Annotated in this window: 18 protein-coding genes and 1 CRISPR repeat array; of the genes, 5 read left to right on the top strand and 13 right to left on the bottom strand. The window is 46.0% G+C overall.

Annotation, left to right across the window (positions count from 1 at the left end; all coding sequences use genetic code 11):
- Nucleotides 1–32: 32 nt before the first annotated feature.
- From cas6e to PRUB_RS22595, 6 genes are all read right to left on the bottom strand, one after another.
- Nucleotides 33–710: a type I-E CRISPR-associated protein Cas6/Cse3/CasE gene (gene cas6e / locus PRUB_RS22620; RefSeq protein ID WP_010379931.1), complete on the bottom strand. Its 678-nt coding sequence runs from the start codon at nt 708–710 to the stop codon at nt 33–35.
- A complete protein-coding gene (gene cas5e, locus PRUB_RS22615; RefSeq protein WP_010379930.1) occupies nt 703–1,374 on the bottom strand; it encodes a type I-E CRISPR-associated protein Cas5/CasD in 672 nt (223 codons plus the stop codon). The genes cas6e and cas5e overlap by 8 nt, the downstream gene beginning before the upstream one ends.
- Nucleotides 1,371–2,528: a type I-E CRISPR-associated protein Cas7/Cse4/CasC gene (gene cas7e, locus PRUB_RS22610; RefSeq protein WP_010379929.1), complete on the bottom strand. Its 1,158-nt coding sequence runs from the start codon at nt 2,526–2,528 to the stop codon at nt 1,371–1,373. Before cas7e ends, cas5e begins: the two co-directional genes overlap by 4 nt.
- 14 nt (nt 2,529–2,542) lie before the next feature.
- Nucleotides 2,543–4,621 carry a type I-E CRISPR-associated protein Cse1/CasA gene (gene casA, locus PRUB_RS22605; protein ID WP_198452416.1) on the bottom strand — a complete coding sequence of 693 codons (2,079 nt, stop codon included), beginning with the start codon at nt 4,619–4,621 and terminating at the stop codon, nt 2,543–2,545.
- A gap of 109 nt (nt 4,622–4,730) precedes the next feature.
- Nucleotides 4,731–7,607 (bottom strand): CRISPR-associated helicase/endonuclease Cas3, encoded by a 2,877-nt coding sequence (locus PRUB_RS22600; RefSeq protein ID WP_010379927.1) that lies wholly within the window; start codon nt 7,605–7,607, stop codon nt 4,731–4,733.
- Nucleotides 7,608–7,713: 106 nt separating this feature from the next.
- Nucleotides 7,714–8,547: a WYL domain-containing transcriptional regulator gene (locus PRUB_RS22595; RefSeq protein WP_010379926.1), complete on the bottom strand. Its 834-nt coding sequence runs from the start codon at nt 8,545–8,547 to the stop codon at nt 7,714–7,716.
- 360 nt (nt 8,548–8,907) lie between these two features.
- On the opposite strand from PRUB_RS22595, the gene PRUB_RS22590 reads away from it, so the two are divergent.
- Nucleotides 8,908–9,093, top strand: a complete 186-nt coding sequence (locus PRUB_RS22590) for a hypothetical protein (RefSeq protein ID WP_010379925.1) — start codon at nt 8,908–8,910, stop codon at nt 9,091–9,093.
- 378 nt (nt 9,094–9,471) lie between these two features.
- Nucleotides 9,472–9,999 (top strand): hypothetical protein, encoded by a 528-nt coding sequence (locus PRUB_RS22585; RefSeq protein WP_198452415.1) that lies wholly within the window; start codon nt 9,472–9,474, stop codon nt 9,997–9,999.
- Nucleotides 10,000–10,095: 96 nt separating this feature from the next.
- Nucleotides 10,096–10,553: direct repeats of the CRISPR family, unit length 29 nt; unit sequence CGGTTTAGCCCCGTGCGTACGGGGAACAC.
- 103 nt (nt 10,554–10,656) lie between these two features.
- On the opposite strand, the gene PRUB_RS22580 is transcribed toward PRUB_RS22585, so the two are convergent.
- The 6 genes from PRUB_RS22580 to PRUB_RS22555 all read right to left on the bottom strand — a co-directional run bounded on the left by PRUB_RS22580 (nt 10,657) and on the right by PRUB_RS22555 (nt 14,530).
- Nucleotides 10,657–10,923, bottom strand: coding sequence for a hypothetical protein (locus PRUB_RS22580; RefSeq protein ID WP_010379923.1), 267 nt, complete (start codon nt 10,921–10,923; stop codon nt 10,657–10,659).
- Nucleotides 10,924–10,949: 26 nt separating this feature from the next.
- Nucleotides 10,950–11,384, bottom strand: coding sequence for a hypothetical protein (locus tag PRUB_RS22575; protein WP_010379921.1), 435 nt, complete (start codon nt 11,382–11,384; stop codon nt 10,950–10,952).
- Between the two features lie 9 nt (nt 11,385–11,393).
- Entirely contained in the window at nt 11,394–11,648 is a 255-nt protein-coding gene (locus tag PRUB_RS22570) for a hypothetical protein (RefSeq protein WP_010379919.1), read from the bottom strand.
- 149 nt (nt 11,649–11,797) lie between these two features.
- Nucleotides 11,798–12,499 (bottom strand): hypothetical protein, encoded by a 702-nt coding sequence (locus tag PRUB_RS22565; RefSeq protein WP_010379917.1) that lies wholly within the window; start codon nt 12,497–12,499, stop codon nt 11,798–11,800.
- A 203-nt stretch (nt 12,500–12,702) separates the two neighbouring features.
- Nucleotides 12,703–13,695 carry an LNS2 domain-containing protein gene (locus PRUB_RS22560; protein ID WP_010379916.1) on the bottom strand — a complete coding sequence of 331 codons (993 nt, stop codon included), beginning with the start codon at nt 13,693–13,695 and terminating at the stop codon, nt 12,703–12,705.
- 112 nt (nt 13,696–13,807) lie between these two features.
- Nucleotides 13,808–14,530 carry a hypothetical protein gene (locus PRUB_RS22555; RefSeq protein ID WP_155946179.1) on the bottom strand — a complete coding sequence of 241 codons (723 nt, stop codon included), beginning with the start codon at nt 14,528–14,530 and terminating at the stop codon, nt 13,808–13,810.
- 333 nt (nt 14,531–14,863) lie between these two features.
- Between PRUB_RS22555 and PRUB_RS22550 the strand changes: the two genes are divergently transcribed.
- Nucleotides 14,864–16,057: a GGDEF domain-containing protein gene (locus tag PRUB_RS22550; RefSeq protein ID WP_010379912.1), complete on the top strand. Its 1,194-nt coding sequence runs from the start codon at nt 14,864–14,866 to the stop codon at nt 16,055–16,057.
- 7 nt (nt 16,058–16,064) lie between these two features.
- Here PRUB_RS22550 and PRUB_RS22545 read toward each other — a convergent pair whose 3' ends face one another.
- Nucleotides 16,065–16,919: an SDR family oxidoreductase gene (locus PRUB_RS22545; RefSeq protein ID WP_010379910.1), complete on the bottom strand. Its 855-nt coding sequence runs from the start codon at nt 16,917–16,919 to the stop codon at nt 16,065–16,067.
- A gap of 99 nt (nt 16,920–17,018) precedes the next feature.
- Here PRUB_RS22545 and PRUB_RS22540 point away from each other — a divergent pair, with 99 nt between their 5' ends.
- Together PRUB_RS22540 and PRUB_RS22535 are read left to right on the top strand one after the other, a co-directional pair.
- Nucleotides 17,019–17,918 (top strand): LysR family transcriptional regulator, encoded by a 900-nt coding sequence (locus tag PRUB_RS22540; protein WP_010379908.1) that lies wholly within the window; start codon nt 17,019–17,021, stop codon nt 17,916–17,918.
- A gap of 149 nt (nt 17,919–18,067) precedes the next feature.
- Nucleotides 18,068–18,514 carry a DoxX family protein gene (locus PRUB_RS22535; RefSeq protein WP_010379906.1) on the top strand — a complete coding sequence of 149 codons (447 nt, stop codon included), beginning with the start codon at nt 18,068–18,070 and terminating at the stop codon, nt 18,512–18,514.
- Nucleotides 18,515–18,556 lie beyond the last annotated feature (42 nt).

Here is an 18,556-nt window from a genome sequence, read left to right as displayed (position 1 = left end):
AGAAGGCGAGTCGCCCCGCCTTATAAATTTGGTTACAACGGTTTAATCAACATCAGTCCGCAGCCAAAGGCTTTGGAACGACCAATGCCGTTGAATAATGCCTGCTCCAGTTTTTGCACATCGGTGATTTTCGCCACACCAAAATAATCGAGCGAACTCAACTGGATGGGCCTTGCCCCGTCTTTTTTAACCACTTTGTGCTGCTTGTAATTGCTGAACTCAATACACTGAGTAAGCAACTCCAGACCACCCTTTTGTAGTTTTTTGTCAAGCCAGGCTTTTGCAGCAATATCTACAGCTTCATTTACATCGCTATTTGCTTTTTGAGCCTGTTTTTTGGCATGCATCAAAACATCGTGACGGCGAGTTTTCTCTCCTTTTGGCGTAATATCTACCGTCGGGTTAGCTCGCAATGAGAACTGAACCAGCCCTTCCTCTTTGAGCTGCTCCGGCTGTGTTTGAGTGACTATTTTCCAGCTTTTAATCGCTTTTTTTAGCTGACGTTTTGAGCGAATAAATACTGTTGGCACTGGCAGCGCCATATCCACGCGAAACATAAAATCAGCCTGAGTCAGCTCGCTGTCAACAAAACAACGCCACACCCACTGATGCTGCTTATAAAGATCATCGGGGTGTAAAAACCCAAGATCTTCTCCCGCCTGGTCAGAATCAAAATACAATCGGCTTTCATACCAAAGAGTGTCAGACATATAGCACTTCCTCCGTATCCACCAAGCCCCAGCTACTTTTAACACTTCTGAACGTAAAGGCTCTGTGGTTTATCTCAAAGCTCAGCGGTACGTCATGTCGTTGTTCTGTGCCTTCATGTGCCTCACTGTCGATGATGTATTTCACTGGTGTCCCGGCTACCTTTTCATGCTCGGCTTGCATTCTTGGTGCTTGTTGCAACGCCAGATCCAAAGGTAATTCCAAACACGCATCGTGGGGATCAACTAAAGGAATGCCCGGCAAATATGACTTACGCCCTAAAAACTGCGGCCAGATCGGGTTTAGCAAAGCATGATGCAGTTTTTTAAGCAAAACCGCGTCGCCTTCAAAGCCTACCCAAAAGGCGGCATCTGCGAGATAAACACGATGTGACAGCTGTGTATCCGGTTTTCCACCGTCAGCCTTTGCCACATTCAGCGCCGTCTGGTAATCAAATGCCAGATCGCCTGGTTTATCTATGCGCACGCCCATTCGCAATGCTGTGAGGTCATTCAGAGGCTCATTTCGCTCACGTCCTAGCGATGCACACAGCAAACCGATCACACCACTTTTTGTCGGATCAAGCTGAGTATTGCGCAGTTCAAAGGCACTTTTTAGCCCCCATGACTGCATTGGTCCGGCTAGTCGGATCAACAAAGTGCTCATTGACACTCCAAAGTACCTTGCAGTGCATCCAGCATCTGAGCTTCCAGTTGTGCAATGGTGCCACTGTCCTTGTCCTGATACTCTTCCAGATTGTCGATGTAAGTGCTGCGGCCCTCAAAAATAAAGCCAGATTCACCATACATAGCCGTCAGCTTCTTGGCGAACATTTCCAGCTTTTGTGCTGACTGGTGCTCAAGCTCCGCTTCATCAGGCTTTTCTATCATTACAGCCTGAGTAAATGCGTTGCTCAGAGACCAAGGCGCACCATCTTTACGCACATTTACTTTGATATAGCTTGGCGGGTTTTGCGCTGCAAAACTGTTTTGTTTACCCGAAGGCACTGCCTGAACTAACGCCCGGAAAAACCCTTTTACCGCGCCAATCACCTGTTCCTTATCCTGCCCAAGATTAGCCGCCAGTTTATCAATATTGATCTGGGCATAGCGGTAATAACAGGCACTGTTAAAGTAAACACCACCCATCATGCCAGAGCCTTGCTCACCCGCCTGCAATTCATCATCCACAGCAGTGAAAAAGTCCATGGCTGGCGTAACAATATTAGTTGAAATTGCATGAGCCACCTGGCACGCCGCATCAACATTGATATTGTTGTTGTCCGCGACCATACGGCCGAATAGTGCTATATCTGCGGCGAAAGCCTGTTGATGCTTACCAAATACTTCACCCACTAGTTTTGCGAGCTTTTTATCTAACTTCTTTTTGTCCTTCTGGTTTAGCTCATCGAAATTTTCAAGCGCAATATTCTTAAGCGCTTCTACCTCATTCAACCCTAGGTAAAGCAAGTATTCAGTTTTGAACTTGTGTTTTTCTTCTTTTTGCACCAACTTCAGCTCAGCAAGGCCAAGTAAATTTTCACAGACTATATTACTTGCCTCTTCAGGTTTGCCATTGGCAACCAAGAAATCTCTAATCTTAAAAGCTAGCTTACGAGTGCGTACCGCGCGGTCGCCCTGATGCTCTATCACTGCATCGTTAAATGCCCCATGCGTGCGGATCGCACGCTTCTGACACTGGCTTGAGATACGCGCCCGTTGTGAACCACCAAATACACAAGATTTAGGGGTGTTAGTATCGTCACGATTTAAGTTGCTGGGGGCAAAGTTCTGTAATACATGAAATTCGATAAAAGACATAAGGTAACTCCTTTTTAATTTGTCGCGTCTGCTGAGTTTGTAGACTCATCGGATTGAATTGGTTTGGCCCAGTAATCTCTGGCCCATTTAAGTTGAATGCGTTTGTCGTCGCTATCCCAGTGATAGAGATCTTCCATCAGGGTTCGGTAATCAATGGCAATGTCTTTGCTTTTTAGAATTTGTACCATCTGGCGCAGCGTTTGTTTTAACTGCTCACCTTTAGCCTCCAGCAGGCACTCAAAGCGAAAGCTCATGCCGGGGCGTTGATCTTTATCCGCCTGATACCAAATGTGACCAAAACTGCTATGTTGTGCTTCTTGATACACTTTGGCGTGACTTGCAAATAAACCAGCAACAAAAGCCTGCACTTTGGAGCGTTCATCCTCACTGGAAAGTAATGGCCCTAAGTAAGATATCGCCGTCAGTTGAGAGCCTTTTTGCAGATCCAGAGACTTCCTAAGCGCAGCCAGAATATCCCTTTTGGGGTAATCTGGATTACCCCACTGATATAACTGCCTGATGATTTCCTGAGTATCCTGACTCCAGTAAACGTGACGCTGCCACGTTCTTCCGTATAGCGATTCTTCTAGCTGTTGTTTAGCGATGCTCAAGCCCTTTTGTGCTCTAACTCCACTATAGCACCAGCTATGTGTTGCACCTTCGAATGCAGCAAATGCAGTTTCCTGGCACACTTTACGCCAACTAAATTTGGCCTCTTCACTGTTATTACTTAATGCCCAAATAAATTGTTCAAACGGTTCATTAAGCTTAGGCCAGTAGAAACGTGCAGGGTTGATCGACTCAACCTTTGTTGAAATATCTTGTGTCCTGGCGCCATCTGGTAGCAGATAAGAAGCAAAGGTTCTTACTGCACTCAATAGCTGTCGGTGAATTATTTCAGCCCTCTGTATACCTTTTAGTAAAATCAGGCCATCTCGGCTTGGTTGTGTAGGGTCTTTTTCGACCAAATTAAGTGGTAATGGCAAACGCTCTTCAAACCAAGCTAAAGGGTTAGCTTTCTTGTTCTCTAAGCCCATTAACTGGCAATTAAGTTTTAGTTTATCGATAAGCTCGTTATCCTCAGCGGCTAACAACTGGATACCCGCTGGCCTTAAATCTTCAGGATCTATACCCACTTTAGATGACTTCGCATATTGCAACAAACTCGCAGTATTCAGCCAAAATGCTCGTTCGAAGCTTAATCTGACAGGTAATTTTTTATCTTCTTTGTTGAAGTAATACGCGAAATAAGGCTCCTGCTCCATTTCTTTTGGATTAGGCAAACCCTGAGCAAAAAACATACGGGCAACGCTGCCATCTTTCTGAGACAGTAAACGCACATGACGAGCACGCCAAGTGAGATAATCACTCAACCCTCGCATTTCACGAGCCTGAGGCTGCTCTGGCTCATTTTGCTCCCATACAGGCAGGTCCGTTTTGCGCTCGAGCCACTCTTCATTTTTAGGCATATGCAAATTAAGCATTAAAGTTTGGAACAGGTTTTCGCCCTCCACCATCACAACTGCACCGCCAACTAATGGGGCATTGGTCAGGTTTGGGTGCTTACCAAATTGTACCGAACTGCCACTCACCCCACCGCCCAAGCTAAAATACTGACAAACAAGTAACTGAAGTGCGGCTTCATTTGCCGGTAGTGAGAACTCATGATTATCAGCAATATGATTGAATAGGGTTTTATTGTTACCGCTCGCCAGATCAGGAGAGAGCTTTTTAACCGATGTTGTTACGCCCTTTTCTTTCGTGAAGTTTGCCGTTTGAAAGAAGGGGTTTGTTTCTGAAAAAAGGTCAAACCGCTCTACGCACTTAGGCGAGCCAAGATAGCTGGAGACTTGCTCATCGAACTCTCCAGCTGCAAAAACCTCATCCCACTCGTCCGGTTCCAGGTAGCCATAACTGCGATACAAGATTGCCAGTAATAAGCGTTGTACCGATGTCACTACAAGCGGCTTTTCGTGCACTATCCGCTTTAACTTTGGGGCTGCCTCAAGCAAAGATAGTATTGAGTATTCGTTGGTTACCCCCTGTAAATCCTGGGCTGGTATCCAGCTTTCAGTTAATAAATCGTATTTCATATTCCCTCACTCTCTGTAAGTAAACCAATTATTGCTTACCAATTTCATTAATTTTGGACAAAGCTTCACAGTGTTACTGCCACCTTTAACAAAACCGGAAACTCCACTTTTAAACTTTTCTTCTATCCACTTTAAGCCCAAATTTAGGATCTAACCTGAGCACTCCCAACTCACTATTGGAGTAAGATAAGTCTTGACCCAACACAACTGGAATACAGTTAAACAGTGTTGGCGAACGTCGCCAGGTTTCTTTAGCAATAAAACCAAATGGCCAGTACTCTTCTTGCTCCTTAAAGTGCGTCACCCACTTGGCGTGGCTCAGTGATATTTGTGCCTGCTTTAAACGGGCAATATCTGCTTTTTTAAGCCTTTCTGCAACTCGCCAATCAATCGCTTCTGATTCTACATATTCCTTTGTCCCTTGGTTAAGCGCTTGCACATTTTGTGTATAGGACGGAAACTCTGTGACCGGAACAAGCATTCCTTCTCCGTTATCAACAAGAAAAATCAGTTGAACGCTGACACTGGTTAAACGCGTACTGAGGACAATATCATCGTTTTCAATTTCACTATTCTTAAACTTTAATAGAGCTCTGACGCTCGACTTATCCGCATCAAACATCATCTCTTTAGCTAAAGTATATTGCGTCCGCTTGTCCAGCCTGAATTCAAATGCTTTGTCGTATTCCTGCTCGAGCCAGGTTATTTGTTGGTCAACATCGGCATAAACTTTATTGATCCATGTATCCATATCGTTATTAATATGAATGTCAAAGCCGCCCCCACCAACTTCCTCATTCTTCTCCCAAAGCAAGCGAGTTGTTACAGCCAGTAGATGTGAGGGGTAGATAAATACTTCACCGTGACCAAACCATTCTCCATAGTCCTCGGGAATTTTATCCATTGATGGCAGGTAGATATTTAACGTAGGTGTTTTGATAAACTTAGAGCGAGCAGTGTTATTAATTTGATGACGCCAAACACGGCCAACTCTTTGCAAAAGCAGATCAATTGGTGCAATTTGGGTAAACATCTCGCATGCATCATAATCCAGACTTTGTTCCAGGACCTGACTCCCTATTAGGATCAAACATTTATCCTTCACTGGTCGGTTAGGGTTGATGCTACGATGATCCTCAGGATGTTTGCCAACCTGATATTCAATCATCTCCTCAATGGACAAACGTGTGGCTAATGGATACTTTGCATGGAAAGTTAGATACTCAACTCGACCATCACTTTCGCTGCAATGTTTTGCAATGAGCCTGGACATTTCCTGAACTTTATCAACGGTATTCAAAATACAAACAAACACACCACAACCTGCTTTATTAGCTGTTGTTAGAACATCATTTGCCATATTACTGATACACAACTTTGGAAACGTTGAGTGCAGCTTTATCTTGTAGGTTCCGGGAGGGCTGGTTAGGTCTTCTTTTTTACTATCACTCTCAGTTTCTATAATTGTGTGAGACTTCGCCAGAGCACCTGAGCTGTATGTGGTGATCCTTGGGTAGGGTTTATCTTCTACTTCAATCTCTGTTTCTGATGCTTGCCCATACGCCTGAACCAGGTCAACCAACATAGTGCGGGGCAAAGTTGCAGAAAGAATGATGACTCTGACATTAAGCTTGGCCATCCAATGCAATGTATTTTTAAGCAAATCTAGCTGAAAACTCTGTAAGGAATGCACCTCGTCCAGTATCAGAACTTTATTTGAGAGCCCAAATAATCTGACAAAATTATGCTTATAGCGCATTGCAGCCATTAGCAACTGGTCAATAGTCCCTACACATGCACCAGCCAGTAAGCCATGCTTTTTTGATGTGAACCATTGATTTGCTACCACTGAGGAAGTGGTGTTTTGTTGATGCTGATAGTCGATACTTTTTAACTTTAATGCTTCATATTGCGGCTCAAAATCTGCGTTGCTGTGTTTTAAGTGGGTTTCAATATTCTGATATCCAAGCACATCTTTTTTGAGTAGCCGTAAAGTCCGTTTGAACAACTGATTTGCTGTCGCTTGTGATGGCATGGCCACATACAAACCCGAGTGACCAAGGTGGCGAGTGAAATGATCGGCTAAAACCTGCGCCGCTTCTGTTTTACCACTCCCCATACCGCTTTCAATAATCGAGAGCCAGGGCAGCTCATTGAGCTTGATAAACTCTAATACCTTTAATTGCAAAGCATTAGGCTTGAAGCCAAAAACATCTATGAAATCTGCATTGTTATTTGAAGCGGTGACATGCTTAATATTTAAAAAGCTCACAAGCGCATTGGCAATATCCACTCTTTGCACAGCATTGTAGTCACTGGCTGTACAATACCTAAACTGGGATTCATCTGAACCAATCCAATCTGCAACCGAACAAAGCCCAGCCATATAAGAATACCAGGCTGGCGTTAAGGTTTGAGCTGCAAGCTGGTTAAATAGATAAAGGTCAATGGAAAAGTAATCGGCTAACCATTCTATAGCATTGATCTGCACAAGGCTCCATTGCTCATCGCCGCACAAGCCACATTGTTTTTTATTCGCTACAAATACACCATGATGACTGGCAACCGCAGAAAATAGTACTCTCGCAACACTCTTATCTACACCATACTGTCCACAAAAGTAGTCATGCAAAATAACAAATCCTGAATTGCCATGTTTGGTCTCCGCGTCTCCACACACCTTAAATTTGTTAATGTCGAATAAGCCCTTTACCCGGTCCTGCAACTTATACTGAAAACCCGGTGTGATCTTGCCAAGATCATGCAGGGCAATAAGCAACACTACCATAGCAATCGCGGTATCCTCATCAACGCCTTCAATAGTTAAAAACGGCTTGAGTAAAATAGCCCGCTCCTGAGCTGCCAGCTTGAGAATAATCGCCCGGGCCACAAAGGCAACATCCAGCATATGACACACTGCGGGTAGCGTATTGTGCTCGTCGGCCTTGCCCCAGAACTGAAAAATATCGCTGTTAAAATCACTCACACTATTACTTCCTTGCTTTCAATACACTCAGCTTACGACGCGAATAAAATGCCAACAATCCTGCGATTGCAACCAGTAAAAAATTTACTAGGTCTGGTGCGTTTGTTCAGCTGTTCCATAGCAGCCCCCTAGCCCTCAGCTCCTGATAGCAAGTCGGTTCCATGACTATTTGTTGGGCTTCTGGGTGCGGATGCTGAACGTCTAGCCTCAGGATGCTGATCAGATAATTGATCAGCGCAGCGTTGGTTTTAATTTGCTTTTGGTGATTGTGCATATCAAAGTCGTGGGCGATGACTTGCTGGGCGTACTCGCTGAGTCTTGGGTCGGGGATAATGGTTAAAGTGACTTCCTGCTGCCAGGCTTCGTCGTCTTTTTTGTATTTTTGCGCTTTGCTGATAAATTCCGGGGAGGCAGACACGATACGCGATAATGAGAAATCCCTGAAACCTTTTGCGTGTTCACAGTAAGCTCTCAGATGATAACGCAAGCCGGAGTTGATAAGGGTATGAGGTCGGATCACGCGCTCGGTTTCACCGCCTTCTTTTATTGACTGATAGCGAATATCCAGCACGCTTTGTCGCCGACATGCATTCAATATGGGACGCAAAATGGTTGGATTAAGCTTTCGGTGTGGTAATGCCAGCGCCGTAATGGTGGAGGTGCTCAGGTTATGAACGTACTGTTCTCCGGTCAGGCTGGCGTATTCAGCAAAATCCTGAGAGATATAATTAGGTGTAAAGGGGCTTGCCAGTACATAGGCTTTCTCAGACTCATTGTAGCTTGCTGCAATCTGGTAACGCTCGATAAAGTCGGTGACATAACGCCTCGCACTGGGCCTTGAAAGCTTAAATTTATCCTGAAATGTGCCAGTCTGGATTTCGCCTTGCCAAAACAACACCGCTTCAATGTACCTAAAATATTGCTCTTCCTTAGCCTGCATAAAACACTTTGGTAAAATTATCGTGAAATAAATGTATCAACAAAAGAACTGTAAGTCATTGACCTGCGACAAACTGTTAGTTTGTGGTTTAGCAATAGCAGGTTTTGTGCGGCTGACTATGCATATTTGAACTAGTGCAACAACATTCAAAAGTAAAGTTACGGTCAGACAGTATAGTGACAAGCTTTTTTAATTTGTAAGACATTGCCCATAGACGAACATTAAACTGGGTTGTAAGGTTTACATGTCAGTAAGCACATCACTTGCAAATAGACATTTGACATAAGGTCACGCATGCCCTTGACTATAAAATGTACATAGTTAAAATGCGCATCCGCTAATTGGATAATGGAGGGGAGTATGTCAGGCATCATTGAGTCAGTTACTAACTTTTTTGCTCCCGGACTTGAAGAAAGTCAAAAAGCGCAAATTAAAGTTGTCGCAAAGGGAGACGGAACCTTTAAGGTTCCCATGGAGTCGCTCAAAAACAGCGACGAAGTGAAAAATCAAATAGCTCATATTCGAGCAGAAAAAAAGGGAGCATGAGGCTCCCTTTTTGATTTCTTAATAAGAAGGAATTGCATGATAAAGCCCACCGTTATCTTAGTGCTGGTTTTCACCATTGTTGGCTATATTTTTTGCCAGAGGCACTACGTGACCAAACCAACATTTCAGAAAACAAGCGGTTATCATACGTTTATTTTGTCAGCCTCGTGGGGGTTTGCGCTGTATATGGTAGCCATATTTATATTTGGTATCAGTGCATGGGTTTTAGAGTTGTCTGGCTTCCCTCAGGGGGTAATAGCGCCAACTTTGAAGCACACGGTTGAGCTGCTTTTTCCGGGTTTAATTTTTCCCTCATACAGCATTCACTGTATTCTGATTTCCGCAATTGCGCTGATATTGTCGGTATTTGGCCCAAATATGATACTAAACATCACCGCCAAACAGAAAAATGTTACCCCGGAAGATTTAAAAAATGCGGTGTACTTTAGCTTGTCTGGTACAGATGATACGCCAGAGTTTACAGGTATACTCCACAACAGCATGCTCAAGGGGCTTCCCATTGCTTTTACGCTGTCAAACCGCAAGGTTTATATTGGCTATGTGATTAACCTGGGCTATCACATGAACGATTTTATGGTACTTCCGCTCAAGAGCGGTTACAGGTGTAAAGACGAATTACGCCTGGAATTGGTCACCAATTATGCCTCTGCCTGGTCAGATATTGAAGCCAGCAACAAGGACAACCCAGAAGCAAACCAATCAGATGAAGAGGAATTAGACTTAGAAAAATTCCTCATCAACATCCCCGTCAGAGAGGTTGTCCACGCTAACTTGCATGACTTTGAGTATAAAGAACATTTTGAAAAACACGAAAAGCCCAGATCTGCTTCCAGACCATCAAAAAGTACAGATTCGGCCCAATCAGATAACTCAATCACCCTGTGATATCGAAGCCATACAACCCATAACCTACTCAAGCCAAGTTTAACCCCGTTTCTGCGGGGAACACCACCTGCACACGCTGGGAATGGCAAAAGAAACCGGTTTAGCCCCGTGCGTACGGGGAACACTTACTCCGCGTGCCATGGCTACTCCCATACCTCGGTTTAGCCCCGTGCGTACGGGGAACACGGCAAATAGTGCCGCAGGCGCAACCAGAAAATGCGGTTTAGCCCCGTGCGTACGGGGAACACGATTGGTAAAAGAAGTTTTTAGTATTAAGTTTCGGTTTAGCCCCGTGCGTACGGGGAACACTGCCAGCGTTTGTTCTGCAAGGGGTTTAGGAACGGTTTAGCCCCGTGCGTACGGGGAACACGCCTGAATTTCTGCTCGCTGCCTATCTAAAAGCGGTTTAGCCCCGTGCGTACGGGGAACACTGATGTGGGCCGCCACTAACGCAAAGTGCCCCCCGGTTTAGCCCCGTGCGTACGGGGAACACCTCTATTATACGCTGAGTGAGGTTGTTGGATTCGGTTTAGCCCCGTGCGTACGGGGAACACTCTAAAATTATATACTTGTTTTTATTAAAGAAAAATTGATATACAAAAGTTACCAAAAATATTGGGTACAAGATCAGGTCAGATCTTGCCTTTTATTAATTCGCTATTTAGTCACTTTGTTAAAGAGCATCTGTTTAATGTAGCAACACAGCAGGCAGGAAAAAATACCTGCTGCCAGGATCATGAATAAAAAGAATAAGATCAGGCCTAGTGGTATCGCAGCTAAAAATGCAACCAATGGAGAGATAAGCAAGAGCATCCAGTCGGCCTCTATAACAGCAAAGCACACCGTGGTAAAAAAACCCATTAGGTAGAGGCAGTAACCATCAAGCCAAAACTCGCCTTTGTCGTACACAGTTTGTAACCACATACAAACCCTGCACTCTTCCACCTTACCTAAGCCCCATTATTCCTGCTGGTGCCAAACACATAACCCAGTAATGCGGTGAGGGTTGGGAAGAGCACATTGAGTATGATCAGCTGGAGCGTATCGAACCAGAATGCGCGGAAGGTGGCGCGTTGGCTGGCAAGTAGCTCAAGTTTGGCCTGCATTTGTTCGGCGCTGAGTGTGTTGTTTGGGTGGCTGGTGATGGCGTTAAAAAAGCGGATTTCGCCCCACACAAAAATGCTGAGAATAATGAGCAGGAAGCCGATTAAAACCGCAATGATCCCCCAGGTGAGGTTCACGCCGGCTTTTTCTTTGCCTGTCAGTGGCTCCGGATCGGATACCGGGGCTTCCATGGGCGACGAGTCCTGGGCGGAGCTTAAATCCAGGTTTTGCCATGGTGATGGTGTGTGGTGTTGGTCGCTGTCCTGTGCGTTACCTGTCATCCTGTGTACCTAGTGTTGTGCGCTCGGCTTTGATTTATTAATATTATTGAGTTCGGGCATGACCAGCCGATGTACATCTTTGCCTTGTTTGTCTGCCGATAAAATGGCCCTGTCATGCACCACTTCGTCAGACGCCCAGTCCAGCAGCGTAAGTGCAACTTTGGTCAGATCGCTGGATTTTTTTAATCCTAAGCGTTGTTGTAGCTGCGCCAGATAGTCTGCATCGACGGAAAAGCGTACTTCAGTTTTTTTACTGTCTGCCATATTTACTCCAAAAAGTTTCCGGATTTCTTCCAATATTAGTGGAATAAGGAGGGGGGTGCAAACAAAACAATGTACAACTCTCTCATTGTTGAAGATCAAAAAAGGCCAGTCAAATGGCTGCCCCTCTACTTATACTTGTAATACGCGATTTAGAAGCTGTATCTAAAATTAACGTCCAGCGTATTGTAGTCGTCAACGTTGCGATATTCTGTGTTTACCGAGAACATGCTGTTAAAGTGATAGCCTGCACCTACAAAGAAAAGTGGACTGCTATCGCCGTCTTCGCCGGTGGTTTTTTCGTAGCCTAACCCTGCTTTTAATTCAATATTTTCCAGCACTCGTGTCTGATATTGACCACGCAAACGATAGATAGTGGCATCGTCCTCAGCAGACGCGTCCGATGGTCTGACCGACACATTATCGTCCTGGTAAACAATCGTCAGCGTACTATCCAACGATAGATCAACTCGACCAACATGCAGGCTCACATCAAAAATAGACGTTTCGTCAAGAGTGTGGATATAGCCTGCACCCACTGTATATTGCTGAATTTCAAATTCAGTGTCCAAGGTCCAGAACTTTGGATTTGTAGGCCGCAAAAACGGATCGCTTTGGCTTACGCGAAGATCATCGCTCACATTGTAGTAACGACCTTCTATATACAGGTTATCAAAGCGCTTGCTCACTGCCAGATTAATGCCTGCCAAAACATCAAGTGGCTCAAGATCTTTGTCATCGATTGCAAAACGTTTGTAGCCCACTTCTACATTATCAAGGTTAATCGTGTGAGCCGCCGCAGGCGCACCAGCCAAAAGTGTGGCTAATCCAGCCACAAGAGATAACTGCTTCATCGTTTTCCTTATTACTCTATCTCAAAACATACCGCCTACCGGACATATTTTGGCCCGAATATAGCTGCGCGCATTATAAATATTTGATCTAAAATGTACAGGATATATGCATTAAATGCATGATAAGTAGTCAGAAAGGGAATAAACTTACTCTTCTTCAGGCAGGATCTGGGCCTGCTGCGATGCAGGCCCAGCGTTAATAATTACTCACACTGCGCCGCAGGGAAGGTATCAACCTCATCGGTAATGTGTGCATTATAGCTATTATTGGTAATCGCGGTGGTGCCGTAATGACCCGCATCCGGACCGATCGTGTAGCTATTTTGTGCCCCCAATCCCGCGCGGATAAAGGCTTCGGCGTCGGTTTTTGCATTACCATACGCACGCACTATGTTCAGGCCTTGCGATTGTAACTGCTGGATCTGCTCAATCTTATACTCCACCGTTCTGAACAAGCTGGTTTCATTGCTTAAAGAAGTACGTAAAAAACCGCGAGGTAAGCCCATCCAATTTAACCAGTCACGGGTGCCTTTAGCATACCAGTATACACGCGCCGTCAGGTAAACAGGCTGATAACCCAGGTCCAGGTATCGGCGTACCAGGCTATACGCACCTTCTTTTTCATCGGCGCGGTCAATCCCTGTGTAGTCGCCAATTTGCTCGGCGTCGGATTCGGTCAAAGTACCATCAATATCGAACAGGACCGCCTGCGTGTTTGGCTGAATAACGGTCACAAAACCTTCGGTACCGGTGCCATCCGCAGGCACCGCAGCGTAAATGCGATACTGCCCGGCGTTCATTGCCGGCAGTGTCACACTGGCTTTACCGTCGCTGTTGGTCACGGCCTCACCGAGATAGCGCCAGTCACTGTCTTGTTGAGCGCGCAAATAAAAACGTACCGTTTCAAACTCGAGATCTTTGTGGGCAATCGCGCCGTAATCAAACTTTGCTGTTACAGTAACACTGTTGCCTTCGGCCACCACTTCATCGTGGATCATATGAAAACTGGGCAACCAGGTAATAAAGCGGTTAAGACCATTACGATAGCCCCCACTGGGCACATCCGGTTTAGCATAATTTTGTTCAATCCAGCTTGGATCAGGACACTTTGGCAATGCTTGTGCGCCAAATGTGCATGCAACGGCCGCAATTGCAACCGCTTTAGCTGTGATATGAGTCAACCTTGATAACTTCATACATACTCCCGTCGTTTAATTCGAGGCAAGAATATATACTCTAGATTACATTTTTATTAACGCAAACTTTTCACATTAACAAACATTCTAACAACAAGGCATATTTCCGTTGTCAACGGGTAAAGATGACTTTGGGTTTTGCAGGCTCTGCGGTGCTGTCTGGCTGGGGTTTTGCGGGCGCCTGGCTATGCGCAGATAGGCTTTTTAACGGGGTTGAGTGGATATTGCGCTTTGCGGCGACCCAGGCATATTGCCCATAAGATTCAAAAATATAATTGCCGCTGGGAAGCTGGATCTGGCCATAGATCACGTCGTCAGTCAGGGTCAGATAGACATAAGACCGCGTATCTGGCTGTTTACCCACCTGACCTGTGAGTCGCTTTTCCTGCTCAGTATCGGTGATATCTATGATTTCCGCGCAGATCTTTTCCTGAGTCTGCGGGATCAAAAACTCAAAACTATCACCCATCTCAAGAGTACGGATGCTCTTTACGTCCAGCTCCACATACGCTTCGTCATACAATTCATAAGGAACCATGGTACCCGATTTGAAGAATGCTCTGGCATGTTGTGACTCTTTATTGATGGTGTAATAAGTACTTTGTAATTCATGCTGTGGCAGCCTCACGCCGCTATTATGCTGGGCAGCCGTCATCACTGCTGGCTCATGCGTGATGGCCAGTTGCAGTTCGGTCACGTTCAGCGGCGCGCTCACCCGCTCGCCCGACGTGCCCAGACCGTCAGGGGAAATATGCTCATTGCCATAAAACAGCAACAAAACGCATAACACCAACCCAATGACGCTCATTAATATGTAAGTGAACACTTTTAACATATCAATAAATTAACAAATGAAGTACTAATGGGAACATTAATTGCTCTGTCAGTATTTATCAAGTGAGATTAATAACAGTGTCGGCTGTCAGCGCCGCCCCTATACATAAATAAACTAATATCAATATGTTAAAAGAGAAACACTATTTACCTTTGTTTACATTGACCAAACTGCCAATACGCTGAATTCTTTACTGAAAGGCCTAAATTTCATACAAATGATGCGCATCTGAGCCCGCTGGTGCTATGCTTGAAGCTAAAGAAAGTCTGATAATACGCCTGAACACACGCACCAAAGTGCAGGCAGCAACCGGGGTACACATAGGTCGATTTAATGCAGGTTCATGATCTTACACTGATGCTGTCGCTGTGGATTGCGTCTCTTACAGGTGCGACTTTGCTGTTTGTGATCTCGAAAATGACCCAGACCATCACTGGTACCCGGGTTTGGTCATTGGCTATGTTGCTCCTTTCCTTTGCCTATTTATCACAACTAAGCATGCAAAGTTTAGATGTGCAGTGGCGGGTTTTAACTTTTAATACCTTTCTTATACTGGGGCATTCAGCCTGGCTGATCGGCACCTGGCAATTTGTCGAGCGTACCCCTTCAAAGCAAAAAATCGCCTGGCTGATCGTGCCTGTATTGCTTATCTCCTGGCTGACTGCTACCGTCTTTCCAGAACGGGAACTACGCATCACGCTGATCGGCATCTGGCTGATAGCTGTACGTTGTCATTATGCCTGGGTGCTATACAAGCACGCACGTCAGGACAGAAATGAGTTTCTGGCCGCCAGGATCGCTATCGGGATCGTATGTCTGGAGGTCTTTTTCTCAATTATGTATACCCTGCAAGGCGCACTGGGCAACCTGCCACAAATCGGAGAAGCCTTTAACTGGGTGGCTGGCTATACCTGGGTTGCCGCTTTGTTGGGGATCCTTGCCGGTGCTCCCATATTGTTGTTGCTCAGTGCCGGACGCTTTGTAAAAGCACTGGAATTTGCCGCTAATCACGACCTACTGACCGGGCTGCTTAATCGCCGCGGGCTGGCCAGGCAACTCAACGAGCTACTACCGCTGAGCAAAAGAAAGTGCGATTCACTCACCGTCATGATGATAGATCTGGACCACTTTAAACGCGTCAACGATTTGTACGGTCACCAGAGCGGTGACCGCGCGATTGTCTGCATTGCCGATGTACTCAAAGCGCACTTTCGTCGCGCCGATCTGCTGGCGCGCTGGGGCGGAGAAGAGTTTTGTCTGGTACTCTTTGATATGCAACCGGACATGGCGGCAACCTGTGCAAACAAACTACAAAACGCCTTTGCGCAACAAAGTCTGCAACTGGGGTTAGGTGATACTCCTTTGACCATCAGCATTGGTATTGCCTGTAGCCGCGAGATCAGTCAACAAGGTTTTGAGACCACCCAGAACCAGGCGGACAGCGCCCTGTACGATGCCAAACATGCCGGACGAAACTGCGTGAAGGTGGCCAGCATGGCACTAAGCCTGCTCGAAGAAACACCCTGATCTGCCGTTAATCACTCAGCTGGCGGGTCAGGCTGTCTAGCATAGGCGTAGTTGGTCGACCTATCAGGCGGCTCAATGTGCCGCTATTGTCATACAGCCAGCCCGCATTCGCCTGAACTTCGGCATCGGCCAGTAACGCTGCAAATCCGGCCGGTAAGCCCAACTGCACCAAAAAATCTGTATAGTGTTGTTCAGACACATAGTTTGTCTGTACGGTCTTGCCACTGAGCTCGGTGGCCAGCGCAGCCAGTGCCTGTAACGTAAAGCTCTGATCGCCAGCCAGCTCATAAGTTTTGCCTACATGGCCCGGCTCGGTCAGTGCTATCGCTGCTGCCTCGGCATAATCCCACCTTGCTGCGCTGGCAATTCGCCCTTCATGCATCGCGCCAACAATGGCACCTGCGGCGATACTGCCAGCAATCCCCGCGCTGTAGTTTTCGTTATACCAGCCGTTACGCAACACCACATAAGGCACACCCGACGCCTTAATCAATTGTTCGGTATCCCTATGCTCATCACTGAGTTGCATAGGTGACTTGTCGGCATACAAAATGCTTGTATAAGCCAGCAGTGTCACACCCGCCTGTTTTGCTGCATGAATAACCGCACTGTGCTGACGTACTCGCTGGCCAATCATATTGCCAGATATAAGTAATAACTTACTTACGCCCTTTAATGCATTGGACAAGGTTTCCGGTTGATCGTAATCTGCGGTTCTGAGTGTTACCCCAAGATGATTTAACGCCTCGGCTTGCTCAGGGTCACGTACCAGTGCTACAACCTGCGATGCTGGCACACGCTTTAATAAAGCCGCGATCACCAGCTGACCCAACTGACCATTTGCACCTGTTACTGCAATCATAATCTCTCTCCACTGTTTGTGTTTTATGTTGATGGGCTTATTGTCTGGCAAAATGACTGTTACCATAAGACAGCTATTACAAAATGAAGTGTTCTGAAAATGATTACAATCAATCATAACTCGCTGAAGCTGCTAGCCATCTTTGCAACGGTGATCGACAGTGGCAGTTTTGCAGCCGCCGCACGACGTTTACACTCCAGCCGCTCACGAGTAAGTGAACAGGTTTCTCAGTTAGAGTCGCAGCTGAATGTGCGCTTGTTGCAGCGCAGTACACGCCAATTAAAGTTGACCCAGGAAGGAGAAAAAGTACTGCAACATGCCCGCCAGCTAGGCGGAATATTACAACATATAGAAGCGGAACTGACGGATACCGAGCCCAGTGGCCGGGTCACGCTAACCATGAATCACGATATTGCGCATAAATTTATTCTGCCCAAACTCGACAAACTGACACAGCGCTATCCGCAGATCAGCCTGGATTTGATTATCGATGATGACCCGCTCGACCTGATTGAACAGCAAATTGACCTGGCCATTCGAATTGGCTTTATTCGTGATGAGTCCTTGGTTGCGCGCATTCTTCATCAGGAGCGCTTTGCCCTGTTTGCCAGCCCCACATTGCTGGCACTGTATGGTATGCCCGAAACACTTGCTGAGCTGGAGGCTATGCCCTGGCTGATGCTCAAACAAACTGCCGAGCAGGGTGCACAAATGCTATTTGACAATGGGGAGCCGGTGGTGATCCAACCCCAGAGGCATCACAGTTGTAATTCTCCTTACCTGTTGCAGCAAATGGTCGTGAGCGGGCTAGGCGTAGCAACTTTACTGCCTTCTACCGTGCAGCAAGAGATCAGCGACGGCAAGTTGGTCACACTCTGTGAGTTTTTACATAGCGAACAGCTGGTGTTTTCTCTGGTTTACCCGTCTCGTCGTCAGGTGCCACAACGGACCCGGGCCGTCATTGACTTTTTACTCTCGGAGTCGTTGTTTCAATTTTAAATTCGATTTTAAAGAACAATTAACGCGATTTTTAGAAATTTTAAAAACTAAAAACGAATTTATACTGTTTCATATCGGCTGAGGGGAAAACAACGAAGTACGTTTCCCACAAGCCCTGGCTTAAATATTACACACTTGAGGAAACGGTAATGACTAAATTAATTCAACTATTCGACCAAAACACAACGCTGTCTCATATTGCTGCATTGCTTGCACGCATTGGCTTGTCGGCCATCTTTATTCTCGCAGCGATGAACAAGATCCAGTATTTTGACGGCAACGCACAGTATATGGCATCAAGCGGCCTGCCTGGCGAGTTACTGCCACTGGTCATTGCCTTTGAGTTAATCGGTGGTCTGATGATACTCGGTGGCCTGCTCACTCGTCTGACAGCCATTGCATTCGCAGGGTTTAGTCTGGTTAGTGCGCTGTTGTTCCACTTTGACCTGGCAGATCAAATGCAGTTTATTATGTTCTTCAAAAATGTTGCGATGGCGGGTGGTTTTCTGGCGCTGGCGGCCTATGGTGCGGGTAAATTCAGTATCGACCAAAAAATTCTGGCATCTCAGCCTGTGGTAACAGGTAAACTAGCTTAATACATGAAAAAATCATGAACACGCGCGGTAGCTTAGCACACC

It is taken from the genome of Pseudoalteromonas rubra (genome assembly GCF_000238295.3).
Classification (GTDB): domain Bacteria; phylum Pseudomonadota; class Gammaproteobacteria; order Enterobacterales; family Alteromonadaceae; genus Pseudoalteromonas; species Pseudoalteromonas rubra.
Note: the sequence above shows the minus strand (reverse complement) of the source record. Positions and strands in the feature narration are given on the sequence as shown.